General features: G+C 61.5%; 27 protein-coding genes and 1 pseudogene. 15 read left to right on the plus strand and 13 right to left on the minus strand.

Annotation, left to right across the window (positions count from 1 at the left end):
- Window positions 1-64 precede the first annotated feature (64 nt).
- Window positions 65-289, plus strand: a complete 225-nt coding sequence (locus tag HDE77_RS02230) for a hypothetical protein (RefSeq protein ID WP_184415495.1) — start codon at window positions 65-67, stop codon at window positions 287-289.
- A 110-nt stretch (window positions 290-399) separates the two neighbouring features.
- On the opposite strand, the gene HDE77_RS02235 is transcribed toward HDE77_RS02230, so the two are convergent.
- The 3 genes from HDE77_RS02235 to HDE77_RS02245 form a co-directional block, all read right to left on the minus strand.
- The gene (locus HDE77_RS02235; protein WP_184415496.1) at window positions 400-726 is read right to left on the minus strand and encodes a hypothetical protein; all 327 of its coding nucleotides are present in this window, start codon (window positions 724-726) and stop codon (window positions 400-402) included.
- 44 nt (window positions 727-770) lie between these two features.
- Complete coding sequence (locus tag HDE77_RS02240; protein ID WP_221444074.1) at window positions 771-1079, minus strand: DUF3761 domain-containing protein; 309 nt, start codon at window positions 1077-1079, stop codon at window positions 771-773.
- Between the two features lie 196 nt (window positions 1080-1275).
- Entirely contained in the window at window positions 1276-2016 is a 741-nt protein-coding gene (locus HDE77_RS02245; RefSeq protein WP_184415497.1) for a carbonic anhydrase family protein, read from the minus strand.
- Window positions 2017-2330: 314 nt separating this feature from the next.
- Here HDE77_RS02245 and HDE77_RS02250 point away from each other — a divergent pair, with 314 nt between their 5' ends.
- The gene (locus tag HDE77_RS02250; RefSeq protein WP_184415498.1) at window positions 2331-2504 is read left to right on the plus strand and encodes a hypothetical protein; all 174 of its coding nucleotides are present in this window, start codon (window positions 2331-2333) and stop codon (window positions 2502-2504) included.
- 34 nt (window positions 2505-2538) lie between these two features.
- Window positions 2539-2700 (plus strand): hypothetical protein, encoded by a 162-nt coding sequence (locus tag HDE77_RS02255; RefSeq protein ID WP_184415499.1) that lies wholly within the window; start codon window positions 2539-2541, stop codon window positions 2698-2700.
- A 185-nt stretch (window positions 2701-2885) separates the two neighbouring features.
- On the opposite strand, the gene HDE77_RS02260 is transcribed toward HDE77_RS02255, so the two are convergent.
- Window positions 2886-3671, minus strand: a complete 786-nt coding sequence (locus tag HDE77_RS02260; RefSeq protein ID WP_184415500.1) for a CPBP family intramembrane glutamic endopeptidase — start codon at window positions 3669-3671, stop codon at window positions 2886-2888.
- 56 nt (window positions 3672-3727) lie between these two features.
- Between HDE77_RS02260 and HDE77_RS02265 the strand changes: the two genes are divergently transcribed.
- Window positions 3728-4360, plus strand: coding sequence for a TetR/AcrR family transcriptional regulator (locus HDE77_RS02265; RefSeq protein WP_184415501.1), 633 nt, complete (start codon window positions 3728-3730; stop codon window positions 4358-4360).
- 128 nt (window positions 4361-4488) lie between these two features.
- Here HDE77_RS02265 and HDE77_RS02270 read toward each other — a convergent pair whose 3' ends face one another.
- From HDE77_RS02270 to HDE77_RS02310, 9 genes are all read right to left on the minus strand, one after another.
- Window positions 4489-5001: an AAA family ATPase gene (locus tag HDE77_RS02270; RefSeq protein ID WP_184415502.1), complete on the minus strand. Its 513-nt coding sequence runs from the start codon at window positions 4999-5001 to the stop codon at window positions 4489-4491.
- 196 nt (window positions 5002-5197) lie between these two features.
- Window positions 5198-6100 (minus strand): class A beta-lactamase, encoded by a 903-nt coding sequence (gene bla / locus HDE77_RS02275; protein ID WP_184415503.1) that lies wholly within the window; start codon window positions 6098-6100, stop codon window positions 5198-5200.
- 216 nt (window positions 6101-6316) lie between these two features.
- Window positions 6317-7768, minus strand: a complete 1452-nt coding sequence (locus tag HDE77_RS20695; protein WP_184415504.1) for a S41 family peptidase — start codon at window positions 7766-7768, stop codon at window positions 6317-6319.
- Window positions 7769-7960: 192 nt separating this feature from the next.
- Window positions 7961-8182: a formate dehydrogenase subunit delta gene (locus HDE77_RS02285; RefSeq protein WP_184415505.1), complete on the minus strand. Its 222-nt coding sequence runs from the start codon at window positions 8180-8182 to the stop codon at window positions 7961-7963.
- Window positions 8179-9042 (minus strand): formate dehydrogenase accessory sulfurtransferase FdhD, encoded by an 864-nt coding sequence (fdhD, locus tag HDE77_RS02290; protein WP_255482484.1) that lies wholly within the window; start codon window positions 9040-9042, stop codon window positions 8179-8181. Before fdhD ends, HDE77_RS02285 begins: the two co-directional genes overlap by 4 nt.
- Entirely contained in the window at window positions 9029-11920 is a 2892-nt protein-coding gene (gene fdhF, locus HDE77_RS02295; RefSeq protein ID WP_184415507.1) for a formate dehydrogenase subunit alpha, read from the minus strand. The genes fdhD and fdhF overlap by 14 nt, the downstream gene beginning before the upstream one ends.
- 27 nt (window positions 11921-11947) lie before the next feature.
- On the minus strand, window positions 11948-13507 hold the full coding sequence (locus tag HDE77_RS02300; RefSeq protein WP_184415508.1) for an NADH-quinone oxidoreductase subunit NuoF: 1560 nt from the start codon (window positions 13505-13507) through the stop codon (window positions 11948-11950).
- Window positions 13504-14004 carry a formate dehydrogenase subunit gamma gene (locus HDE77_RS02305; protein WP_343206040.1) on the minus strand — a complete coding sequence of 167 codons (501 nt, stop codon included), beginning with the start codon at window positions 14002-14004 and terminating at the stop codon, window positions 13504-13506. The genes HDE77_RS02300 and HDE77_RS02305 overlap by 4 nt, the downstream gene beginning before the upstream one ends.
- Before the next feature lie 11 nt (window positions 14005-14015).
- On the minus strand, window positions 14016-15677 hold the full coding sequence (locus HDE77_RS02310) for an OFA family MFS transporter (RefSeq protein WP_184415509.1): 1662 nt from the start codon (window positions 15675-15677) through the stop codon (window positions 14016-14018).
- A gap of 336 nt (window positions 15678-16013) precedes the next feature.
- On the opposite strand from HDE77_RS02310, the gene modA reads away from it, so the two are divergent.
- From modA to glp, 11 genes and pseudogenes are all read left to right on the plus strand, one after another.
- A complete protein-coding gene (modA, locus tag HDE77_RS02315; RefSeq protein ID WP_184415510.1) occupies window positions 16014-16820 on the plus strand; it encodes a molybdate ABC transporter substrate-binding protein in 807 nt (268 codons plus the stop codon).
- A 6-nt stretch (window positions 16821-16826) separates the two neighbouring features.
- Entirely contained in the window at window positions 16827-17513 is a 687-nt protein-coding gene (gene modB / locus HDE77_RS02320; protein ID WP_255482485.1) for a molybdate ABC transporter permease subunit, read from the plus strand.
- Between the two features lie 43 nt (window positions 17514-17556).
- Window positions 17557-18624, plus strand: a complete 1068-nt coding sequence (modC, locus tag HDE77_RS02325) for a molybdenum ABC transporter ATP-binding protein (RefSeq protein WP_184415511.1) — start codon at window positions 17557-17559, stop codon at window positions 18622-18624.
- 108 nt (window positions 18625-18732) lie between these two features.
- Entirely contained in the window at window positions 18733-19935 is a 1203-nt protein-coding gene (locus HDE77_RS02330; protein ID WP_184415512.1) for a molybdopterin molybdotransferase MoeA, read from the plus strand.
- 34 nt (window positions 19936-19969) lie between these two features.
- Window positions 19970-20992 carry a GTP 3',8-cyclase MoaA gene (moaA, locus tag HDE77_RS02335; RefSeq protein ID WP_184415513.1) on the plus strand — a complete coding sequence of 341 codons (1023 nt, stop codon included), beginning with the start codon at window positions 19970-19972 and terminating at the stop codon, window positions 20990-20992.
- Complete coding sequence (gene moaC, locus HDE77_RS02340) at window positions 20993-21481, plus strand: cyclic pyranopterin monophosphate synthase MoaC (protein WP_184415514.1); 489 nt, start codon at window positions 20993-20995, stop codon at window positions 21479-21481.
- Window positions 21478-22080, plus strand: a complete 603-nt coding sequence (locus tag HDE77_RS02345) for an NTP transferase domain-containing protein (RefSeq protein ID WP_184415515.1) — start codon at window positions 21478-21480, stop codon at window positions 22078-22080. Before moaC ends, HDE77_RS02345 begins: the two co-directional genes overlap by 4 nt.
- Complete coding sequence (locus HDE77_RS02350) at window positions 22077-22319, plus strand: MoaD/ThiS family protein (protein ID WP_184415516.1); 243 nt, start codon at window positions 22077-22079, stop codon at window positions 22317-22319. The genes HDE77_RS02345 and HDE77_RS02350 overlap by 4 nt, the downstream gene beginning before the upstream one ends.
- A pseudogene (locus HDE77_RS20700) lies at window positions 22316-22720 on the plus strand (molybdenum cofactor biosynthesis protein MoaE); the annotation flags it as partial. The gene HDE77_RS02350 and the pseudogene HDE77_RS20700, both read left to right, overlap by 4 nt.
- Window positions 22718-23878 carry a HesA/MoeB/ThiF family protein gene (locus HDE77_RS02355; RefSeq protein WP_343206049.1) on the plus strand — a complete coding sequence of 387 codons (1161 nt, stop codon included), beginning with the start codon at window positions 22718-22720 and terminating at the stop codon, window positions 23876-23878. The pseudogene HDE77_RS20700 and the gene HDE77_RS02355, both read left to right, overlap by 3 nt.
- Window positions 23875-25146 (plus strand): gephyrin-like molybdotransferase Glp, encoded by a 1272-nt coding sequence (gene glp, locus HDE77_RS02360; RefSeq protein WP_343206041.1) that lies wholly within the window; start codon window positions 23875-23877, stop codon window positions 25144-25146. Before HDE77_RS02355 ends, glp begins: the two co-directional genes overlap by 4 nt.
- Window positions 25147-25159 lie beyond the last annotated feature (13 nt).

A 25159-nucleotide genomic window follows, 5' to 3' on the forward strand; every position in this document is an offset into this window, starting at 1 on the left:
TACGGTGCGGTCACGGAAGGGAGCCCAAGCTGCAGATCATCCAGCACCCCATGGTTTTTTTTATATGATCATCTTCGATATTCCGTATGCGCCGTTGCGCCATGGTGAATGGTCCGTGGAAGTGAGCAATGACGGTCATTCGGAATTCAAGAGTCGCAAGGATGCACTTCGGTTCGCAGTCAGCTCTGCTGTGCACGCGCAGCAGTGCGGAGACGATACCCTGATCACCGTCGAGGGTGGCGACGGGCAATGGCGGATGTTCGACCATCGGGTAAAGGGAATTGCGTAAGTACTAGCCGAATCAGGCGACCGAGGTCAGCAAGATATGAAGCGACCTGGCTCGGAGAGTACGTAGTTGCCACCTACGATTCCGACGGAAGTGCGTTGCGACCCCAGGTTTCAATTCCTGGTGGGCACGAACTCCTGACTCTTCGACGATTTGGACGATCGTTTCTGGCGTCGCTTGCCTTCAACGATGGCGGGAATGATCCAGGCCATGCAGATCGTGACCAGCGCCAACAGGACCATGCTGAGCACTTTGAGCCAGGCGACACCAGTGGATGACAGGAACGGTGCCGCGACAGCAATCGCGAAAGCTCCGGTGGCGATGTGGAATGTGGGCCATGCAAGGTAGCTTTGGGCCCTCAGCACGGAGCCACAGTCAGGACATGATGCGGCGTGGATACTGACGTTGTTTCCACAGTTCAGGCAGGTGGTCAAAGCCATGTTCTTTCCCCGACGGTTTCTGCCAAATAAAGTTCTGTATCGCATCACAGCCACCTCGAGACGCCGCCATGGTGTGAGCAGGTGCCGCGATGACTCATGCTGAAGCTGTAGCTACCGTCGCGACACTGCGCCGACGCACCCGACGAAACGTTGCCCGACACGGTGTGCGCCGGCCGATGGACCGAGTAGCCCTCCTTGTTGACGTAGCTACCCGTCTCCACAAGCTCTGTTGAGCCATTTGTGACGCTCTGCGCGCTACCTTGCTGCGTCTGCAGTGCGGTGTTCTGGGCCGCCACCGTGCCGCCAAGCGCCATAAGGCACAGGCCCAGCGCGATGCCAAGATGCTTAACCACGGTCGATCCCCTGCGTTTCTCTTGTTTGTCCAGGGGACTAAAGCAAAAGCTTTGCCAAGCTTGCTTGGATGGGGGAGGAGTCGGCATCGGGTGGCACGTGCTACCGCCCGGATGCGATCCGGCCGACGGCAGTGCACTCTGGCGCTACGGCCTACATGACGGGCGAGTCTGCGCGGGATCGTCTGGCTTCTTTGCGCTACCTGCTCTCTTTCACGATGCGTCCGTTGAGCGGCTGAAGGGCACGCACATTGCGCGGATAGAGCTTGGCGAATGCCGTGATCTGCTTGGCTGAAATCTCCACGGGAGTCTTCAGTACGTACCATGTGACGCCCTCGGTGCAGGGCGGGGCGCTCAGCGAGCCCATGTACGTGTAATAGGAGGTATCGCGCGGCAGCAGGCCGGCGGGGTTGATCTCGACGCCGGGAATTTCCTGCTCTTTGCCGGGGGTCATCGGCATATGGTCCCAAAGCTGCTGAATGGTGGTATTTGCACGGCCCGATTTCAGGAGCACCGTGACTCCGGCCACCTTGCCGTCGCTGGCTTCATACATCAGGTGAAGCGCCATGTCGTACGGTTTGCCGTGAACGTACTCTTCGCTGGGGCGATGAAAGTGGAATTGGGTTAGTTGGTAGTGCTGATCGCCCACAATCAGCCAGTCTCCGCTTCCTGGGGCGTGGTAGTCCACCCGGATCGAGTGGCCGTTGTTGATGAGGTATTTGAGCGGGCTGCTTTCGTCGACGAACCGCAACGCGGGGAGCTCGGCTTTCTGCGTAGCTTGAATGTCGATTGGCGATTGTTCTTTCCCGCTACCGCAGACAGCGTAGTCCGGATCCAGCGAAGCCCAATGTTCGGCACCGGCTTTACCTTCATAGTCCCACGGCGTCTTCCACTGGGCTTGCGAAATCACGGGCACCAAAAGCGCGGTGGCAGTCAGCACTACAAACGTCATCCTCACGTTGCGCCTCCTACAGTTACGGTATGGGGAGATCGAACAATAACGTGCGCATGAACTTGTGCATCAGGTCCCGGCAACGTTGGATTTTCCTAGTCTGCAGCGAGTCCGGAAAGCCAGATTGATGGTCGATCGCCAAGCCTGAGAGTGCAATGGGCCTAGACAGAAAGCACGCGCGAATTTAACGAACTGACCCGCAGGCTACGTGGGCAGCGCAAGCACGACAGGTGCCTATGAGTAACTGGTGCCGGGAAAGTGCAGATTGCGCTATTCACGCCGATGAAAAGAGGGAGAACCCCATGAGCAAGATCACTTACAACGGGCAAACGTTCGACTTCGAGGAAATCCGTCGTCAAATGGATCCAGACCTGGCTGAACAATTCAAGGACACAACGAAAACTGATCAGGATTTCTTTGATTCGTACCTGTTGGCCCACAGCACAAAATATGGCGAACACTTTGTGGTCGACTGATTGCCTGCGACACCCCAATATGGAGAGATTTCACGTGAAAAAAGATGAGAGTGAGCATCTGGTAAAGCCCGGAGGCAAGAACGCACAGCATGAGCAGGAGCTGCCGCCCTCACGTGACTATGAACAGCAAAGGGCAGGGGGCATCAAGAAGGAGGGTGGTTCCGGCGCTAAGGCGAAGGATCCCAGGAAATCCTGAGTTCAATACTTCTGCGCTACCGCGGGCCTTCTGCAAAACGTCAATCATGCTTCCCATCATCGCCATCGCATTGCCCACTCCTGGCATCTAGCCCGACAATCTTCGCGAGAAGAACGGACCACGTTCGCCAGCAGCCGGAGTCGACCGGCGACTTCGGTGAAGACCCGTCAGTGCACCGCCGAAGATCACAATTCCGATGGAGTGCAACCCTGTATCAGCTTTTCGGCAATGTCAGGATCGTCGTCGACCGGCCGATACATCCAAAGCATCTGCAAGTCGAATAGGGCATGCAGCAGGATCGGCAGGATCAACTGACCTGTGAGGATCGCTATCAGGCCAAGCAACAAGCCTGCGATCGTGGCGCGGATGACGCCCGCGACTCCCTGGTAGACATGTGCCAGTCCGAACAGCGTCGAGGCCACCGGCCAGGCGCCCAGGACACCGAGTGCGACACCACCTGCGAGTAATCCCGACAGGTAATGCATCAGGAAGCCGCGATACAGCAGCTCCTCGCAGATGCCGGCAGAGAGACTGAGCATGATCCAATACCGTCGCTCCTTCGCCGACACAGGAAGCATGAACCTCATCGTCTGCACCGCTTTCGCCACTTTCTTGCGCCATGCGGCGTCCGCCATGGCACGGAACCCCTGGCGGAGGCCGATAATCACGAACGAAGTTGTTGCAACGGCCGCGACCAGGAATACGGGCAGATGCGCGCCAAGCCAAGTTGCAACGTGCTCTTGGTCTGGAAGCACATTCAGGTTCGTTGGGTAAGCAAGTAACACCGCAACGGCTGCGGAGACCCAAAGTTTCCAAATCGTGAACTGGTACGACGTGATGCGTGCCTCGCCGCTCGTGCAGCGCCGCAGTTGCTGTGTGCGGCGCATACTGATCAACGGCGTCAGAAGTACCAAGAAGGCTGTGAAGAGGTCTTGCGCGACTGGCAAAAGTTGCATGGGGGGCTTGGCCATATGCGAATGCGTATTTACATTCTCATACTTTAGGCCAAACGTCTAGACTTGGCCCGATGAACAGCGAAATCAGTCCGAAACAGGCTCGTAGCCGCGCCACCGCTGAACGCCTCCTCGCGGCGGCAATTCGTGTCGTTGACGAAGCTGGGCTGGAAGGTGCTACCGTGCCACGGATTGCCGCAGCAGCGGACGTCGCTCCAGCCAGCGTCTACCGCCGCTATGCCGACAAAGATGCTTTGCTACGCGCCGCGTTTCTGCACGCGCTGGAGAGCAGCAACCAGAACAACCGCCAGGTGATGAAGAAGCTTCTCCTCAGGAAGAATCTGGAATCAACCGTCACGCAAGTCATACGGTCCCTGTTCGAACAGCATCGACGCCATCCGCTACTGATGCGCGCACTTGTGCGCTACCTTGATGCCTCGGGGGATCGAGCATTCGTCATTGAGGCGCGTAGGATCATGGCCGCAAACCTTAGTGAGGTTGCTGCCTTGCTCATGCACCACCGAGACGAAATCAAGAGATTGAATCCCGAGCGCGCCCTGCGGTTTGCCGTGCTGAACGCGGCATGTTCTGTCGAGGCACACGCCCTAAACGAGAACTCGATGTGGCAGGCGTTGCCAGACGTTACGGATGAATCGCTTGCAAGCGACCTGACGGCCAGCTTCGTCGCCTACCTCCGTAATCGTTGACCTTCAGGCTCAATCTCGGGGTAGGTTGTCGATACTCAAGCAGGATTGGCGCCATTTGGGCATACGGCATTGAGGGCTCGCGGCACTCTTCTCACGGCTGTGTCAAACGACGGTAACGGGTGGCGGTCTCAAACGGTCGATGCAACAGCCGAACTGATCGCTGCTACTGCAGAATCTATCTCAAATTGAGTTTTGGCGCGAAAGAAGCGTGTATCACTTCGATGGCTCACAGCGAGAATTAGGGGAGCAACGGTGACTGGAAAATTCCAGATGATCCTTACTAACGTTGGGACAATCCGGATCTCAGGACATCTCTCCGGCATTCCCGGTCGCGAACTAAAAAGATAGGGAAGATTTCGGAAAAAGGCGCGATAGAAGCATCTGTGCCTTGGTACATCGGAAAATAGGATGAAGTCGGCCTTCTGCATGGGGATTTCGGAAACGCCATCCACAACCCACGACGGGCGCTGCGAAATTTCCATCTCCTTCTCTCGACGTTCGGTCCTCGGTGTTCTGACCCATCCGGCCTTCCAGACAATGCTATCGAGGCCAACGTACGGCAGGTTCAAACTGGCTGCCAATGCCATGGCAACCGAAGTTTTTCCCGAGCCCGCGTTTCCCGTGATGAGTATTCGATGCATGTGCGTTGATTGCCTCAGGGTTCTGAAGAAGCAGGGGTTCAGAAGAAGACGGCTTTAGACGTCCAGGTCCACTGCGGGTGCGGTCTTAACCGTCGGTTGCGGACGTCATCAGGGTTAGCTCAGTTCTATCCGACAAGGCGCAAGTGACATCGTGCAACCCCGGTTCCGACGTGGGTGTCTCCGTCAGACCCTGCGCTCAATGCGACGTATGCCGAGCTCGTATCGCTGACACGTCTTTGGCAATTTCCGCAAAGAGCGCCTCTCTTTGGGTTTTGTCGGCATAGGAAGCGGTCAGGAATGCGGCGATGATGGTGGGGCGGCCATTGGGGCGCATGATGATACCCATGTCGTTGAAAGCTGCCGTCTCTCCGTCCAACGAGTAAGACGTTCCAGCTTTGTCCGCAAGGCGGACCTCCGCAGGCAATCCACTTCTAAGGCGAGCGGGAACGGTCTGATTGCACATGAGGTCAAGCAATCGCTTGGTCGACTCCAGCGACAGCAGCTGCCCCTCCCAAAGCTTCTTAAGAAAGTCTGCGGCAGCGTCGGGCGTAGCTCTGTTGCGCGGATCATGAAGATAAGCGCTGTAGCCGCGCCGATGCCGTGCCAAAGCCTGTAGATCGGTTTCTTGCGGAGAAATGGATTCTCCGTGTTCGGTTTCCTCGAAGACGCTTGCGACACCCGCTTCATCCAGATCGACGTGCATGCCGTTGATGCCGTGAGCCCGCAAGAATTCGGTTACGACCTTTGGGCCACCCACAAGCCTGACCAATGCATCAGCGGCGGTGTTGTCGCTTTCGCTTACGGCTGCAGTGAGCAGCTGTCGTACCGAGAACGTCATTTGTTCGCCGCTGAAGTGGGCGCCGATGGATGGAACTGCAGAGCCCCCTTCGACATCTTTGCTGTTTATCGTCACCTTTTGATCCTGCGAAAGGCTTCCGGCATCGATCTGCGCAAGAACGGTTGCCGCGACTGGGGCCTTAAAAACGCTCATCATCGGGTAGGCACGATCTGCGTTTATGCGTATTGCCGTGCCCATATCCATATCCAGCACTGTTATGCCGAGGATGCCGGGCCGAGCCCCCGCTGCGAGTTGTTCCAAGGCCTGTTGGAGGGGCACATTCGACACTCGAGATTGCCCTAGATCGTCGGTTGAAACGAGAGTCGTCAGCAGCAGGCCTCCAATGAGTACAAGTGCTCTCCAAGAGAATGAAGCGCACTTGCCAGACATACTTTCCCCAAAAATTGAATACCCTGAACTCATCATCGTCCCTGTCCTTAACAGTGTCCGTTTCGGGTGGAAACGGACGTAAGCAGATTAGTAAGCAAGTCTATGCGTGGTGGCGAGCTCAGCGGCGCGAAGGATGGCGTTGCGATATCTGTTCGCCGCATGGTTCACCCCAATGACACGATAAGGAACCACCGGGCTTAGGCCGGAGCCCTCATAATTTCTACCGTGCGGATCCCGGTATATCTCAGTAGACATGGCCAGCACCCAGCCATTCGGAAGGCCTTTCTCCGTCGAGTCCGAAAAGATGCCTTGGGTGGTCTCGCCAACCTGTACAACGTTGGGCAGCCCGCGCATTCGAATGGCAAAGACCTCAGTCGCGCTAGCACTGAGTTCGCTGGTTAGCAGATAGACTGGTTTGAGATAGCGGGCTCCCTGGTGAGGAACCGTCTCGAACCATTGCACCGTGCCACCGCGAAAGGCCTGCTTGCTGTAGGCCTTGCGCGCCCTGTCAGCAAAGCGGGCCGCAATGTCGGATGAAATCTCGTCGTCACCGCCCATATTGTGCGAGATATCCAATACCAGGGAGCTGGTGTCTTGCAGGTCAGCCAAGGCTCGATCCAATGCAGGTCCAAGCAATGATCGATCCCCCGCAAGATCGCTGTCTTGTCGGAAGCCTGCCATTTTGTTGATGGCCAGGTAGCCTATATTTCCCTTTAGCTTGCCCCAAACCAAACCGCTATCGAAGGCCTGTTGGCGTGTACCCGGCAGCAGTGCCGCGGAAGCTTGGTCGAGTTCGCCAGGCATCCAGCGCTTAAAAAGCCAGTCCAGAAAAATGTCGTATTGGTTTTGCCGTGAATATGCCGCCTCAAGTTCCTTGAAGTCCTGGCCGCGGAAGGAGCGCAGTCTGAAGGGCTTGCCGTTGATGCTGCCCGCAAGGCTTGTATGAGGGTCTTCGACGCCGCGGAAGAGCTCTATGAACACCGCCAGCAGCTCAACTTTGCTATGAACCGACGCTATGCGGGGCCGTAGCCGCGACGTTCGCTCCGCCCAGTCAACGTTGTGTTCGCGCGCAAAGGGATAAAGCTCCAGCAGCGAGGCGGTTATCGCATTGAAGATATAGAGCGGTGAGGTGCGGTCCTGCAGTTCGGTGCACGCCAGCGGGAGCATCGAAACCGGCTCGGTGCGATATTGCGTGCCGTCCGGTGAGGAAGCAAACAGCAACGAGGACGGCGATGAGCCGGTCGCGACAAAGGGAACGAGGTCATTGACTGACTTCGCATCCATATATTCGGTGTCGCGCCAACACAGCCCTCCAGCACGGTCGAAGACACCAACCTCATGTGCGCTGAAGTCGAATAGCATGCCGTAGCTGGAAAGATCCCAGCGCCCCTGCGCAAGGTGTGTCACCTCGCCGCTTTGAATCGTCGGGACGTACCGATGCGTGGGCAACGGAGGCGTTGCCTCGGCACTCGGGGCGCTGGACAGAAAGGTGGAAGCCAAGAGCACTGCGCTGAGAAGTGATGACGGAGCGATGCTCACCTGCCCACCAGAAGCGGATTGGCATTGAAACGGAATGATCGGCTCCGCAGTATTTGCATGATCCTTCGAAACCTTGTGGCTATTCGATGTCAGTGCGTCCTGACCGCAGTCAACAATCGTGGCAAATGCAGGGTATCCAAAGGGCCATAGTGCGATTTCTACGGCGGATTGTCTGTGTCCTGTAAGCCCGGATCAGTTTGGGGAGACCACAACGCGTTCGACGGCTTCTCGGGCCAGCGGTGTCAGGCCATCGCCGCCGGCTGTCACGTGGGCCTTGAGCTGGCGACGCATGACCGGGTCCCAGAACTTGGTCAGGTGGTCGCGGATACCTTCGACGGCCATGGCGTGATCGGGCTCGGCGGCAAAGTAGTTCGAAATGTCGTTGGCCATGGCGACCAGTCGTTCGATGTTCATGGCAGTTCCCCGGAATGCGCGGGTATGAGTCGATGGGGATGGGTGTAGATGTTGTGGCTGCCCGGGCGGGTGAAGCCGATCAAGGTGATGCCGGCGCTGCGTGCCAGTTCAATGGCCAGGGCGGTAGGTGCGGATATCGCGGCGAGTATCGCGATACCAGCACTTGCCGACTTGGTTACCATTTCGTAGCTGGCGCGGCTGGTGACGAGCGCCATGCCGGCGTTGGGATCGATGCCGGCATGGCGCATGGCGCCGATCAGCTTGTCCAGTGCGTTGTGGCGACCGACATCTTCGCGAACCAGCAGGATGTCGCCGTTGCTGTCAGCCCAGGCGGCGGCGTGAACTGCGCCGGTGGCAGCATTCATCGGTTGGCGCGTCTGCAATTCGCCCAGTGCGTGTTCGAGTGCGTCGTGGGTCAGCGTGCTGCCAGCGCCCACCGGTGGGTTCTGTCGGATCGCCTGTTCCAGATCGCGGGTGCCGCAGATGCCGCAGCCGCTGCGCCCGGGAATCAGGCGTTCGTGAGCACGGTCAAGGTGCGCGGCATGCGCTTCGGGTGCCACCCGCAGCGCGAGCTCAATACCCTCCAGCAGCGTGTGCACCTGCACGTCCTGCAACTGCTCCGGGGTGGCGATCAAGCCCTCGCTGAGCGAAAAGCCCAACGCGAAGTCTTCGAGATCATGCGGCGTTGCCATCATCACGGCGAAGCTCACGCCGTTGTAGACCATCGCGATCGGCATCTCCTCGGCCACGCAATCGTCTTCACACGTAGCTTTACCGTGGCGCCAGCGATTGACGCGGCGGGAGACGAAGCCGACGGCGGCCGTACCCTCAATCGTCGCGTCGTGTTCAGGGTTGCCCAAGCGTATCCACCGATTGATCGAGCAGTGCCTGCTGTTCATTGGAGAACGTGCGGAAGCGTTTCTGCCATTCGGACGGCTGCGAAACGCGGGTGACCTGTACCGCGGTGACCTTGTATTCCGGACAGTTGGTCGCCCAGTCCGAGTTCTCGGTGGTGATCACGTTGGCGCCGGAGCCGGGGAAATGGAACGTGGTATAGACCACGCCAGGCTGCATCCGCTCCGAGATCATCGCGCGCAACACGGTGTCGCCCGCCCGGCTGGCAATACCTACCCAATCGTTCTCGTTGATGCCGCGTTCTTCGGCGTCGTGTGGGTGGATCTCCAGCCGGTCTTCGTCGTGCCACATCACGTTGGCGGTGCGTCGAGTCTGCGCGCCGACATTGTACTGGCTGAGGATGCGGCCGGTGGTGAGGATCAGCGGATGCTCGGCGTTCACCTTCTCGCTGGTCGGCACGTATTCGGTCAGCATGAAGCGGCCCTTGCCGCGCACGAACTCGTCCACGTGCATCACGCGCGTGCCTTCGGGGTGATCCTCGTTGCATGGCCACTGGATCGAGCCGAGACGATCGATCGTGTCGAAGCTGACTCCATGGAAGGTCGGGGTCAATCGCGCAATTTCGTCCATGATCTCCGAGGCGTGGCTGTAGTTCATCGGATAGCCCATCGCGCGCGCCAGTTCCTGGGTGATCTCCCAGTCGGCATAGCCGGCCTTCGGTGCCATCACCTTGCGCACGCGCGAGACGCGGCGCTCGGCGTTGGTGAAGGTGCCGTCTTTCTCCAGGAACGAACTGCCGGGCAGGAAGACGTGGGCGTACTTCGCTGTCTCGTTGAGGAACAGGTCCTGCACCACGATGCATTCCATCGCGCTGAGTGCCGCGGTGACGTGCTGGGTATCCGGATCGGACTGGGCGATGTCTTCGCCTTCGATATACAGGCCCTTGAAGCTGCCATCCAGCGCGGCCTCGAACATGTTCGGAATGCGCAGGCCCGGTTCGTCCAGCAGCGGCACGCCCCAGGCTTTCTCGAACAGCTCGCGCGTGGCCACATCACCGACGTGGCGATAGCCGGGAAACTCATGCGGGAAAGAACCCATGTCGCAGGAGCCCTGCACGTTGTTCTGGCCACGCAGCGGGTTCACGCCCACGCCTTCGCGACCAATGTTGCCGGTCGCCATGGCGAGGTTGGCGATACCCATGACCGCGGTGGATCCCTGCGCATGCTCGGTGACACCGAGGCCGTAATAGATCGCGCCGTTGCCACCGGTGGCGTACAGGCGGGCTGCGCCACGGACGGCTTCAGCCGGTACGCCGGTCTGCGCTGCCATCGCTTCGGGGCTGCATTTTTCCTGTGCCACGAAAGCGCGCCACTTGGTGAACGCTTCCGGTTCGCAGCGCTGCGCCACAAACGCTTCGTCGACCAGGCCTTCAGTAACGATGACATGGGCGAGCGAGTTCAACATGGCGACATTGGTGCCGGGCTTGAGCTTGAGGTGGTAGTCAGCCTTGATATGCGGCGTGCGTACCAGGTCGATGCGGCGCGGATCGATCACGATCAGCCGGGCGCCCGCGCGCAAGCGCTGTTTCATCTGTGAGCCGAATACCGGGTGGGCATCGGTGGGGTTGGCGCCGATCACCAGCACCACATCGGTCTGCTCGATCGAATCGAAATCCTGCGTGCCCGCCGATTCACCCATCGTGGCCTTGAGGCCGTAGCCGGTCGGCGAATGGCAGACGCGTGCGCAGGTATCGACGTTGTTGTTGCCGAAGCCGGCACGCACCAGCTTCTGCACCAGATAGGTTTCCTCATTGGTGCAGCGCGAGGATGTGATGCCGCCGATCGCGTGCTTGCCGTAGTTCCCCTGAATGCGCCTGAATTCGTTGGCCACATGGGCGAACGCAACCTCCCAGCTCACGATCTTCCATGGATCGGAGATTTTTGCGCGGATCATCGGGGTGGTGATCCGGTCCGGATGCGTGGCATAGCCGATCGCGAAGCGGCCCTTGACGCAGGAATGTCCGTGGTTCGCGTGGCCGTTCTTGTCCGGCACCATGCGCACGATTTCTTCGCCCTTCATCTCGGCGCGGAAGCTGCAGCCAACGCCACAGTAGGCACAGGTTGTAATCACGCTGTGCTCGGCCTGGCCCTTGTCGATCAGCGATTTCTCCGACAGCGTGGCGGTGGGGCAGGCTTGCACGCAGGCGCCGCAGGAGACGCATTCGGAATCAAGGAAACGGTTGTCCTGGCTGGCGGCCACCTTGGATTCGAAGCCGCGACCCTGGATGGTCAGCGCGAACGTGCCCTGTACTTCATCGCAGGCACGCACGCAGCGCGAGCAGGCGATGCATTTGGAGGGATCGAACGTGAAGTAGGGGTTGGATTCGTCCTTGGCGACGAACAGCGGATTCGCTTCGCCCTGTTTTGTTTCTGCATAAACGTGGTTGGCGCCGTCGTAGCCGTAGCGCACTTCGCGCAGGCCGACCACGCCGGCCATGTCCTGCAGTTCGCAGTGACCATTGGCGGGGCAGGTAAGGCAGTCCAGCGGATGATCGGAGATGTACAGCTCCATCACGCCACGGCGAATCTCGGCCAGCTTCGGCGTCTGCGTGCTCACCTTCATGCCGGCGGTCACTGGCGTGGTGCACGAGGCCGGATAGCCCTTGCGTCCCTCGATCTCGACCAGGCACAGCCGACACGAACCGAACGCTTCGAGCATATCGGTCGCACACAGCTTGGGAATGCTGATGCCGGCCTGGGCGGCAGCCCGCATCACCGACGTACCCTCAGGCACGTTCAGTGTCCTGCCGTCGATCTGCAGCGCGACCGTCTTTTCGGACGTGGATTTGGGCGTGCCGTAATCGATATCGACGATGGACAACATGATGCAGTGTCTCCTTGGAAGCAGTTCTCAGGTCGCGGTTTTCTCGGTGGCGCCTGAAAAATCTTCGTGAAAATGATCCAGCGCGCTGAGCACCGGGAACGGTGCCATGCCACCGAGTGCGCACAGCGAACCACCCAACATGGTCTGGCACAGGTCGCGCAGTAGAACCTCGTTGCGCTCGCGCTCGGCTGTATCGCCAGCAACCATGCGATCGATCACTTCGACCCCACGCACCGAGCCGATACGACAAGGCGTGCACTTGCCGCAGGATTCGATCGCGCAGAATTCCATGGCATAGCGCGCCTGCGCCGCCATGTCGACGCTGTCATCGAACACCACGATGCCACCATGGCCAAGCATGCCGCCGATCGCGATGAATGCCTCATAGTCGATCGGCGTATCCAGTTGCGATATGGGTATGTAGGCGCCAAGTGGGCCGCCCACCTGTACTGCGCGCACCGGTCGACCACTCGCGGTGCCGCCGCCGTAATCCTCGATCAGTTCGCGCAACGTGACGCCGAAAGCGCGCTCGACCAGGCCCGGCCGTTTGAGGTTGCCGGCCAGCTGGATCGGCAGCGTGCCGCGCGACTTGCCCATGCCGAAATCCCGATAGAACTCGGCACCCTTGTCCAGCACGATCGGTACGCTGGCGAGCGTCACCACGTTGTTGATCACCGTGGGTTTGCCGAACAGGCCCTGGATCGCAGGGAGGGGCGGCTTGAAGCGAACCTGGCCGCGCTTGCCTTCGAGACTCTCCAGCAGCGAGGTCTCCTCGCCGCAGATATAGGCGCCGGCCGCCATGCGCACTTCGAGATGAAATGCCTTGCCGCTGCCGAGCACGTCGTCGCCGAGATAACCGTTGGCCTCGGCGACGGCGATCGCCGCCTCCAGTGCGCGCTGCGAATGCGGATATTCCACACGCAGATAGATGTAGCCATGCGTTGCGCCGACAGCCAGGCCAGCGATGGTCATGCCTTCGATCAGGACGAACGGATCGCCTTCCATGATCATGCGATCGGCATAGGTTCCGGAATCGCCCTCGTCGGCATTGCAGACGATGTATTTCTGATCGGCGTTGGCGTCGAGGCAGGTCTTCCACTTGATGCCGGCAGGAAACGCGGCGCCACCGCGGCCACGCAGGCCGGCATCGGTGACGACCTTGACGATGTCGGCGCCGCTCATACGCAGCGCAGCTTCCAGTCCGCGATAACCGTCGTGCGCACGGTAGTCGTCCAGGCTGCGCGGATCGACAATGCCGGTTCGGGCGAAGGTCAGTCGCTGCTGACTCTTCAGATAAGCGATGTCCTCGCTTGGCCCGAGCATCAATGCATGCTTGCCTGCGTGCAGGAAGTCTGCCTCGAACAGGGCAGGGACGTCCTCGGGCTGGACTGGTCCGTAGGCAAAGCGACCGGACGGCGTTGCCACTTCCACCAACGGTTCAAGCCAGTAAAGGCCGCGCGAACCGTTGCGTACGATATGCACATCGGCGCCACGCTGTTTAGCCTCGGCGCTGATTGCATCGGCGACAGCTTCGGCACCCAGTGAAAGTGCGCTGGCATCGCGCGGCACGTAAACCGTGATGCTCATCCGTTCTCCGCGGCCAGCCATGCATCGAAGCGTTCGGGCGTCAGCCGGCCTTTCAGTTCATCGTCGACCATGATTGCCGGCGAACATGCGCAATTGCCAAGGCAATAGACCGGTTCGAGCGAGTACGCGCCGTCGGCGGTGGTCTCGTGAAAGTCTACGCCGAGGCGCTGTTTGATATGTTTCTCCAGCTTAACGGCACCCATCGCCTGGCACGATTCGGCGCGGCACACATAGATCACCCGCCGCCCCGGCGCCTTGCTGCGAAAGAAGTGATAGAAGCTGATGACGCCGTGAACATCGGCGCGTGAAAGATTCAACTCGCGCGCGATCAACGGTACGGAGATTTCCGGCACGTAACCGAGCGCTTTCTGAACTGCGTGCAGTACTGGCAACAGCGCGCCCGGCAGATCCTTGAGCCGGGTCGTGACGTCCAGCACCGCTGCGCGGACATCCTCCGGGATGTCCGGCAGCAAGTTGATATTTGGAGCGCGTTTCACTTGCGTCACCTTCAGAACAAAGCAGCGGCTTTAGCCAACGCAATATATAGACCAATCAGGAACGGGACGCCAACTGCCAGCCAGGCCAGTACACCCATCATGCCAAAGCCTCCGCGGGCCGCCGTTTCAGCGGTGATGGTCACCCGGTCCTCATGTTGCAACGAGCGCTCGCGTGCGAGCTCCTCGTCACTCATGAATGCCGATTCTTTCACTGGCTTCACCAGCAAGTTGCAGATCAGACCCAGCAGCAGCAGGAACGCCATGATGTAGAGCGTGCGGTCGTATACCAGGGTTTTGGCGACGCCCGAATCGATCTGCGTCTGACGGATGGCGGCGATCAGAAACGGGCCGATCACGCCGGCCGCCGACCATGCGGTCAACAGCCGGCCATGGATGGCACCGACCATTTGTGTTCCGAACAGATCCGCCAGATACGCAGGGATGGTCGCAAAGCCGCCGCCATACATGCTCAGAATGACGCACACGGTGGCTACGAAGAGCCCGGCCAGTGCCAGATGTCCCCAGGTCGGCAACAGGCAGTACAAGACAATGCCCAGTGCGAAGAAGGTGTAATACGTCTTCTTGCGGCCGATCTTGTCCGACAGCGACGCCCAGAAGATACGCCCTAGGCTGTTGAACAGACTGATCAAGCCGACCAGGCCCGCTGCTGCCGCGACCACGGCGGCCTTCTGTGCAGCACTGAGTTCGGCGGCGGTGTTCGCCAGCCCGACTAGCTTGCCGCCAAATACATCCTGGAACATCGGGCTGGCCATCGAGATCACCGAGATGCCGGCTGTCACATTGAGAAACAGCACGCCCCAGAGCAGCCAGAATTGTGGAGTTTTCCACGCGCGGTTCAGATGCACGTGGCGGCGGGTGATCATCGATTTGCCATCGTCGGCGATCGGCGATGTCCAGCTGGCTGGTTTCCAGCCGTTCGGGGCTACGCGGAAGCCCAGCGCGCCGCAGGCCATCACGATGAAATAGATGGCGCCCATCGCCATCAGCGTCGACGCCACTCCTTGTGCGCTGACATCGGAAAAGTGCTTCATCAATGCCACGGCCAGTGGTGCACCGATCATCGCGCCGCCGCCATAACCCATGATGGCAAAGCCGGTGGCCATGCCGCGTCGGTCCGGGAACCATTTGATCAGCGAAGATACTGGCGAGATGTAACCCAGGCCCTGACCCACGCCGCCGAGCACGCCGCAGCCAAGAAATACCAGCCATAACTGGTGCATCGATACGCCGAGGCCGCCGAGTATCAGTCCACCGCCCCAGCACAAGGCAGCAATAAAGCCGGCCTTGCGTGGCCCGGAATGTTCCACCCAGCCACCCCACAATGCGGCCGATATGCCCAGCATTGCGATGAAAGTTTCAAAGATGTGAGTAACCTGCGGCACCGTCCAGTTGCAACTGGTGCTGGTAAGCGCAGCGAAGAAACCCAGGTTCGCGCAAACAGTGGGATCGGTGTTGCCCAGCAGCTTGCTCATCGGCAGCCAGAACACCGAAAAGCCGTAGGCCATGCCGATGCACAAGTGGATCGCCAGCGCCGCGGGCGGTACCAACCACCGGTTGAAAGCTGGACCGGCGATGGTGCGCTCTCTGGAAAAAAATCCCGGCGAGCTTCCAGCTGATCCATCGAAGACATCTGTTACCAGTTCCCGAGCCATACATACCCCCTTATGGTGGCCGGCTTTGCGCCGGATGTCAGGTTTCGATCTTCTTAGTCATGCAAGTGTTTCAATTGTGTTCCAGTCGATCAAAGTCTCATGACGCTGGCGTGACGTGCCCCTCTGCCAACAGAACTGCATGATGCGGTGAACCGTTGCGTTTCCTTTAATGCGGCGCAGCATGGCGCGCGGGGAGCGCCGGTATGCGCATGCTATCCGGCGACCAAAGCCTCATGTTACCGAGATCACGTGCGCCTTCTGGGAGAGAATGTCATGATGCAGCGGCCCTTTCCTTCCCATTAATGCGGCGCAGCACTGCGCTCAAGGAATATTGGTATGCGCATTCTTTCCCGTTGGTTGTTTGTTCTGGGCATGGCCATCACGGCCCTGTCGGTACACGCCGCCGTAGATCAGGCTGACGCACATCAAGCCGCCGGAAGTCGACACATAACACTAGCCGCAGCGGCAGACCTGCACTACGCGATGGACCACGTCATCGCCGCCTATCGTCATGATCATCCGGCCGACAGCATCGACGTGGTGTATGGGGCGTCCGGCCAGCTGCTGACGCAGATCGAGCAGGGCGCCCCGTTCGAGCTGTTCTTTTCGGCGGACAGCGATTACCCCAAGCAGCTGATCGCGCATGGCAATGCTGGCGGGCAACCGGTGCCCTATGCGGTGGGTCGCATCGTTTTGTGGAGCGCAAGCATTGACATGCACGGTGTGCAGGTCGCCGACTTGGTGCAGCCACGCTTTGGCCGCATCGCGATCGCCAATCCGCAGCACGCGCCTTATGGCAAACGGGCCGAGCAGGCGTTGCGCAGCGCAGGTATCTGGGATCAGCTTCAGCCGAGGTTGGTCTTCGGTGAAAACATCGCGCAGACGGCGCAGTTCGCACAGAGCGGCAATGCCCAGGTCGGCATCATTGCGCAATCGCTGGCGCTGGATCCGGCCATGGCCAAGGGCAGCTATGCGCCAGTGCCGCCGACGGCTTACGAGCCACTGCAGCAGAGTTTCGTGTTGACCAAACGCGGTGCCGACAATGCATTGGCGCAGGATTTCGCGCGTTTCATGCAGAGTCCGGCGACGCGCGCCATCCTCACGCGCTATGGCTTCACCCTGCCAGGTGCAGCGGATCACTGAGCCACAATGATGCCGCTACTGTCGACGCAGGATCTGCAGGCGTTTGGTCTGACCCTGCGACTGGCCGCGACGGTCACCGCCATGTTGCTGCTGTTGGGCACACCGCTGGCGTGGTGGCTGGCACAGACCCGTTCGCGCTGGCAGCGGCCAGTCGCTGCGGTGGTAGCACTGCCGCTGGTGCTGCCACCGACCGTGCTGGGTTTCTATCTGCTGTTGCTGCTCGGTCCGCATGGGGCGGTGGGCAGGCTGATCGCCGCGATGGGGTTGTCGGCGCTGCCATTTACCTTTGGCGGACTGGTGGTCGGCTCGGTGCTGTACTCGCTGCCGTTCGTGGTGCAGCCCTTGCACAACGCGTTTGAGGCAATCGGGGTGCGGCCGCTGGAGGTTGCGGCCTGCTTGCGTGCAAGTCCATTCGATCGTTTTTTCTCCATTGCTTGCCCGATGGCGCTGCCGGGCTTCATCACGGCGGCGGTGCTGGGCTTCGCACACACCATGGGCGAGTTCGGTGTCGTGCTGATGATTGGCGGCAATATCCCGGGCCAGACACGGGTGTTGTCGATGCGTATCTTCGATCACGTCGAAGCCGGTGAATACTCCCAGGCGCATACATTGTCACTATGCCTGCTGGTGTTCTCGTTCGCTGCGCTACTGGCGATGTCGTTGCTGCGTCCGCGCAGGCACGAACGTGGCTGAGCAGCGGGCGCCAAATCTTCGAGAAAAGGATGGTCCTCGCGGGGTGGAGGCGACACTGGCGTGGCGTCGTGGCGACCTGGCGATCGAACTCGACATCGCGCTGCCATCCCGTGGCATCACCGCGTTGTTCGGCCCTTCCGGCGCCGGCAAGACCAGCTGCCTGCGTGCGATCGCCGGGCTGGATCGCGGTAGCGAGGGCAGGTTAAGTCTTGGCGACGAGCTATGGCAGGACAGCGCACGGCGCGTGTTCGTGCCGCCGCACCGGCGTCGGCTCGGCTACGTCACCCAGGAGGCTAGCCTGTTCGTGCATCGCTCGGTGGCCGGCAACCTGGACTATGGCTATCGCCGCGCCGGTCGGCCGAAACATATCGATCGTGACGCGCTGATAGACCAGTTCGGCTTGCGCGCCTTGCTCGGGCGCAGTATCGAGGCGCTTTCCGGTGGTGAGCGCCAGCGCGTCGCCATCGTGCGTGCGCTGTTGTCCGACCCGTCCCTGCTGCTGTTCGACGAGCCGCTGTCGGCGCTCGATGCCACCGCGCGCAACGATCTGCTCGGTCGGCTGGAAACTCTGCATGCGGCGCTGGCGGTGCCGATGATCTACGTCAGCCACGCGATTGACGAAGTCGCCCGGTTGGCCGATCACCTGGTCTTGCTCGATGCCGGTCACGTCGTAGCGCAGGGACCTTTGCAGGCAACGCTTACCCGTCTTGACCTACCTGCAACGCTAGTCGAAGCCGTCGGCGCGGTGATTGAAGGCACCGTCGCCGGCCACGACGCGCACGACCATCTCACCGAGCTGGCGTTTGTTGGCGGCACGCTCTTCGTGCCGCGCCGCCGTGATGTTGTAGGCCAGCGACTGCGCTGCCGCATCGGCGCTCGCGACGTGGTGCTGACGCATGAACGCCAGACGGGCAGTAGCGCGCTGAATCAGATTCGCGCCCGCGTGATCGCGATGGCTGATGCGGATCATCCCTCCCAATGCCTGGTGCAGCTTGATGCAGGTGGCAGCGTACTGTTGGCGCGTATCACCCGACGCTCCTGGCATGCGCTCGCGCTGATGCCCGGGAGCGAGGTGTGGGCACAGGTCAAGGCGGTGGCGCTGGGTGCGTGATACGACGTCGGTACCCGCCGCCGCGGTTGTCAAAGGTCGCTCGTACCACCATGATTTCCCTTCACGGCGCCCTGGCGCCATGCCACCGCCTTGCAGGCCATCGCGTCAATGAATGAGCTGATCAGCGTTGCCGAAGCCGAAGCCCTGATCACCCGACACATGCCGTCGTTCGGCAGCGAGCGGGTGGAGCTGGACGTCGCCGCTGGCCGGATCCTGCGCGAGCCGATCCGGGCCGAGCGGGACCAGCCACCGTTCGATCGCGTGATGATGGACGGGATCGCGCTGCGCTGGAGCGGGTCGTTGCCACGCAGCTTTGCGGTGTGTGGTGTGCAGCTGGCCGGCATGGTGGCGCAGACGCTCGTCGACGACGGTTGCTGCATCGAAGTGACCACCGGCGCGATGTTGCCGGATGGCTGCAATTGCATCGTCCCAGTTGAGCAGACACTGCGCGAAGGGGATCGTTATCTATTGGCTGAAGGCTACGTGCCGACAAGCGGTCAGTTCATCCACGCGCGCGGCTCCGACTGCCCCATCGATGCGCTGTTGCTGAATGCCGGTATTCGCATTGGCGCGCCGGAAATGGCGGTGCTCGCGGCGAACGGTGTGACTGATGTCGAGGTTGCCATCGTGCCATCGGTTGCCGTCGTTGCTACCGGCGACGAGCTGGTGGACGTGGGTGCTGCGCTCGGCGAAGGGCAGATCCGCCGGTCCAACGATCGCGCGCTGGCCGCCGCATTGCGCAGCCGCGGCTTCGGCCGGGTGGCACTGAGCCAGGTTGCAGACGATCTTGGCGCGACCGTCTCCATACTCGGTGCGCTGCTGGCGGCGCATCAGGTGCTGATCCTGTCCGGCGGCGTCTCGATGGGCCAGCGCGACCATGTGCCGGCCGCACTCGATGCGCTCGGGGTGCGCTGCGTTTTTCATCGCATCGCACAACGGCCGGGCAAGCCGATGTGGTTCGGTATCGGGGCGCAGGGCCAGGCGGTGTTCGCGCTGCCCGGCAACCCGGTTTCGGCACTGGTCTGTGCGATTCGCTATGTGATGCCGGCGCTGCTGGCGTCCATGGGCGCCGTCGCGGAGCCACTGGAGCACGTCTGCCTGGATGAGGCGGTCGACACCAACGCAAATTTGACGTGTTTTGTACCTGCGCACGTACAGCATGATTCGTCCGGAAGGGCGTTGGCGCACCCGGTGCCATCGCGGACTTCGGGCGATTTCTCCTCGCTGCCGCGCACCCACGGCTTCGTGCAGTTGCCGCCCGGCCAGAACGTCGCGGTAGCCGGCACGGCGGCAGCGTTCTATCGTTGGTGATATGACGTCTTCCAACACCATCGCGAGTCCACCAATGACCGCCGAATTGCCGCGGGATCGTCTGGGCCGGGCGCTGCACGACCTGCGCATCTCGGTGATGGATCGCTGCAATTTCCGTTGTCCGTATTGCATGCCCGAGGCGACCTACGGCGAGCACTTTGAATTTCTGCGCAACGACGAGCGCCTGAGCTTCGACGAGATCGAGCGGCTGTGCCGGCTGGCCGTGCAGCTGGGCGTGAGCAAGCTGCGCCTCACGGGCGGCGAGCCGCTGCTTCGGCCCAAGCTGGCTGAGCTGGTGGCGCGATTGCGGCGTATCGACGGCATCAAGGATTTGGCGATGACTACCAATGGCGTGCTGCTTTCCCGCCACGCCGCTGAATTGCGCGATTCCGGTCTCGATCGTATGACCGTGAGTCTGGATACGCTCGACCCCGCCCTGTTCCATCGCATGAGCGGTGGGCGCGGCGCGCTCGAGGACGTGCTGGCCGGTATCGACGCGGCTCAGGCGGCCGGCTATCCGCAGGGGGTGAAGCTCAACGCGGTGGTGCAGCGTGGTGTCAACGAGCACACCGTGACCGATCTGGTCGAGCGCTTTCGCGGCAGCGGCATCGTGGTGCGGTTCATTGAATATATGGACGTCGGCAATCGCAATGACTGGACGCCCGATGACGTGGTGCCCTCGCGGGAGCTGATCGAACGCATCGACACGCGCTGGCCGCTTGAGGCGCTGCCGGCGCGCTATCCGGGCGAGGTTGCCACGCGCTACCGCTTTCGCGATGGAGCCGGCGAGATCGGCGTAATCTCCTCGGTCAGCGAACCGTTCTGCGGCAGCTGCACGCGCGCCCGGCTATCTTCCGAGGGCATGCTTTATACCTGCCTGTTCGCGAATCAGGGCGCCGACCTGCGTAGCCCGTTGCGCGCGGGAGACAATGACGAGCAACTGCTCGATCGCCTGCGTGACATATGGCTGGGCCGTGCCGATCGCTACAGCGAGGAGCGCGCCGAGCGGCATAACAATGTCCGCCGTAAAATAGAAATGCATTACATCGGAGGATAGATGAAGCTTTCGCACGTCGACGATTCGCAGCAGCCACGCATGGTGGATGTCGGCGCCAAGCCGATTACCCATCGCACGGCGCAGGCGCGTGCGCGCGTGACGTTCCCGGCCGACGTCGCCGACGCGCTGCATGCGGCTGGCTACGTCACGCCGAAGGGTGCGGTGTTCACTGTGGCGCACATCGCTGGCGTGATGGGCGCCAAGGCCACCTCGCAGCTGATTCCGCTATGTCACCCGCTGAGTCTGGACAAGTGCGATATCGTGATCCACATGGATGGCCGCGATGCGCTGATCGATTGCACCGTGTCCTGCCGCGGCAGCACTGGCGTGGAGATGGAGGCGCTCACCGGCGCAAGCATTGCTGCGCTTACCATCTACGACATGTGCAAGGCGATGTCGCACGACATCGTCATCGGCGAGATTCGCCTGCTGAAGAAAACCGGCGGCAAGCACGATATCGATCAGGTGGTCAGCGGAGTCGTCGCATGAGCACCAAGGCTGCGCCACCGATCTATGGCTTGCTGCTATCCGGCGGCGCCAGCCGACGCATGCAGCGCGACAAGGCACAGCTTGCCTACGCGGGCGAGCCGCAACTGCTGCGTACATGGCGTCTGCTCGCAGCGGTGACCGAGCGCGCCTTTGTTTCGGTGCGCAGTGAGCAACGTGATGATCCGCTGCGCGCCAGCCTGCCGCAGATCGTGGATCGCTATGATGCGATCGGTCCCGCCGCCGGCATTCTCTCCGCCCAGGATACCCACCCGGATGTCGCCTGGCTGGTGCTGGCATGCGACCTGCCGCTGCTCGACGAAGCGACCCTGCGCAAGCTGATCGATGCACGCGATCCCGCCACCGATGCCACCGTTTTCGCCAGCCGCTTCGACGAGCTGCCCGAACCGCTGTGTGCGTTGTGGGAACCCTCCAGCCATGCGTTGCTCAGGCAGCGGGTCGATGACGGAAGTTATTGCCCGCGCAAGGCGCTTATGATGTCTCGCATCACTCTGTTGCCTGCGCCAGGCGACGCCCTGGACAACATCAATACCCCCGAGGAATTCGCACTGATGCAGCGACAGATAGGGTCACCATCATGATCACGGTGACCTTGCAGTACTACGCACAACTGCGCGAGCAGGCCGGCTCCAGCGGTGAGCAACTGACCACCTCGGCGGCTTCGCTGCGTGAGCTGTACGACGAGCTGCGTGTGCGCCACGGATTCACGCTGTCGGCCGATGCGCTCAAGGTCGCGGTCAACGCACAGTTCAGTGACTGGGGCAGGGCGGTTGGCGAGGGCGACACCATCGTATTCATTCCACCGGTGGCCGGCGGATGAAACATTTCAGCCTGTCCAGCACAGCGTTCGATCCTGCGCAGCTGCGCAGGGCGCTGCAGCATCCGGGCAGCGGCGGCTTCTGCACCTTCGAGGGCTGGGTGCGCAACAGCAACGAAGGTCGTGAAGTGGACGGCCTTGAGTACGAGGCCTACGCCGAGCTGGCGATGGTCGAGGGCGAGCGCATCGTCGAAGAGGCGATTGCGCGCTACGGCATCATCGCAGCGCACTGCGTGCATCGCACCGGCCAGTTGAAGATCGGCGAGCTTGCAGTGTGGATCGGCGTCTCCTCCGCGCATCGTGACGAGGCGTTCCGTGCCTGCCGCTACATCATCGACGAGATCAAGCACCGGCTACCGATCTGGAAGAAAGAGCACTACCTCGACGGCGACACGTCGTGGGTGGCCTGCGCGCACACGCACCGCGCGCATGAGCACGAACACCTGCAAGCGTACGAGCAAACGTCCGAACCGGTCTTTGTGCCGGACTACTCGCGCCAGACGCGCTTGCGCGATGTGGGCGAAGCAGGCCAGGCAAAACTCGCCGCTGCGCGCGTGCTGGTAATCGGCGCTGGCGGCCTCGGCTGCCCGGTGCTCACCTACCTGGCTGGCGCCGGCGTCGGCACGCTCGGCATCGTCGACGGCGATCGCCTCGACGCCAGCAATTTGCATCGACAGACGCTCTACGACGCGCGCGACATCGGCGAGCTCAAGGTGCAGCTGGCCGCGAAACGCATCGCCGCGCTCAATCCCACCGTCACCGTGCAAACCTTCGCCGAACCACTGCATGCCGGCAACGTGGCTGACGTATTCGCGCAGTTCGACCTGGTGGTCGAGTGCACCGACGACATGCGCAGCCGCTATCTGTGCAATGACGCCGCTGTGCTTACCGGTACGCCGCTGATCCTCGCCAGCATCTACCAGTACGAAGGTCAGCTGCAGGTGGTCACGGCCAAACCCGGTGCGCCATGCCTGCGCTGCCTGTGGCCGCAGCAACCGGCTCCCGGTGTCGCTGGCACCTGCGTGGAATCCGGCGTGCTCGGTCCGGTGGCCGGTGTGCTGGGCGCGATGCAGGCCACCGAGGCGCTCAAGTTGCTGCTCGACCTGCCGCGACCGGTTGATCATGCGCTGCTGCTGGTCAACCTGCTCGAAGGCAGCAGCCAGCGGCTGCCAATCGACTCGGCGCAGGGCTGTGCACTGCACGGCGGCTGCATCGAGGTGGCACGCCGCGCATTGACCCAGGCACTGGAGGAACGCGCGGTGGATCTCGCGTTTGACGACTTCGATGAGGCCATCGCTGCCGGCTACACTCTGATCGATGTGCGCGAGCTGGATGAGATCTCCGCGCAGCCACTGCCGGTGCAAGCGCGGTCACTGCCTTCCACGCAGATCGAAGCGCTTGCCAGCGAACTCGCCTTGGGGCGCGTGCTGCTGGTTTGCAGCACTGGCCGTCGCAGCGGGCATGCTGCACGCAGCTTGCGTGAGCAGGGCATGCACAACGTCCATTCATTGGCCGGGGGCATTGCCGCCATGCATCCTGCGCGCGATCACGTGCCCGGGTGAGCAAAATTCATCAACCCATGATCGGCTATGCCCAGGCGCTGCAGTGTCTGCTTGCGCAGGTCCGGTCACTGCCCGGCGAACACTGCGCGCTCGTCGAAGCCCCTGGCCGCGTGCTGGCTGCCGATATCCGCAGCCCGATCGCGCTGCCGTCGTTCGACCACGCCGCGATGGACGGCTATGCGCTATGCGCACGCGAGCCGCTAGCAGCCGGTTCCGAACATGTCGTGCATGGCTCGCAGGCGGCGGGCGAGCCGCGCAAAGCGGATGCGATCAGCGCCTGCGAAATTATGACCGGCGCCTGCCTGCCTGACGGGTTCGATGCGGTGGTCGCCATAGAGCGCACCGAGCTACTGGATACGCATCCGGACGGTTCGCCTGCACGTATCCGCCTGCTCGATCCACTCGTGGCGGGCTACAACGTGCGCCACACCGGCGCTGACGCAGCGCAGGGATCGACGGTGCTCACCGCGGGTACGCGCATCGAGGCTGCGCACATCATGCTGCTGGCTGCGCTGGGTGTGGCCCAGGTGGAGGTGGTGCGCCGCGCTCGCATCGCTGTTGTCTGCACTGGCATGGAGCTGCAGGCCGATCCCTCGCAACCGCTCGCCGACGGCCATATCTACAACTCCAACGGCCCTTATCTCGTCGCCGCACTCACCACGGCGGGTGCGCAGGTGCTGTCATGCGAAACGGTAGACGACACCGCGAGCACCTTTGCCGCTGCTTTGCAGCGTGCTGTGAGCGCAGGCGTCGACCTGGTGATCAGTACAGGCGCGGTGTCGATGGGTCGCTACGACTTCGTGCCTGACACGCTGCACCGCTTCAACGCTCAGCTGCTGTTCCACAAGGTGGCGATTCGCCCTGGCAAGCCCCTGTTGTGCGCGAGATTGGCGGAGGGTCCGCTGATTCTCGCGCTGCCGGGTACACCGATGGCTGTCGCCGTGGGCTTTCGTTTCTTCGTGGTACCGGCACTACGCGCGATGATGGGGCAGGGCGCCGAGGCTCCGCTGCGCGCCGTGCTTGACACGCCGCAGCAACCCAAAGCCGGGATGCGCCATTTTCTGCGTGCCACCTTGCATCAGGGTGCAGAAGGTCAGCTGCACGCCAGCGTGTCGAGCCAGCAGCAGCCGTTTCGCATGAGGCCCTTTGCAGGGGCTGATAGCTGGGTCGTGCTGACCGAAGACGCGGGCGACTGTGCCGCCGGCAAGCGCGTCGAGATCGTCAGCCTGGAACCCTGCGCCGCGCTCGGCATCCGCCCATCGCCTTGATCCGCTGAAATCA

This window comes from Rhodanobacter sp. MP7CTX1, from assembly GCF_014205795.1.
GTDB lineage: Bacteria > Pseudomonadota > Gammaproteobacteria > Xanthomonadales > Rhodanobacteraceae > Rhodanobacter.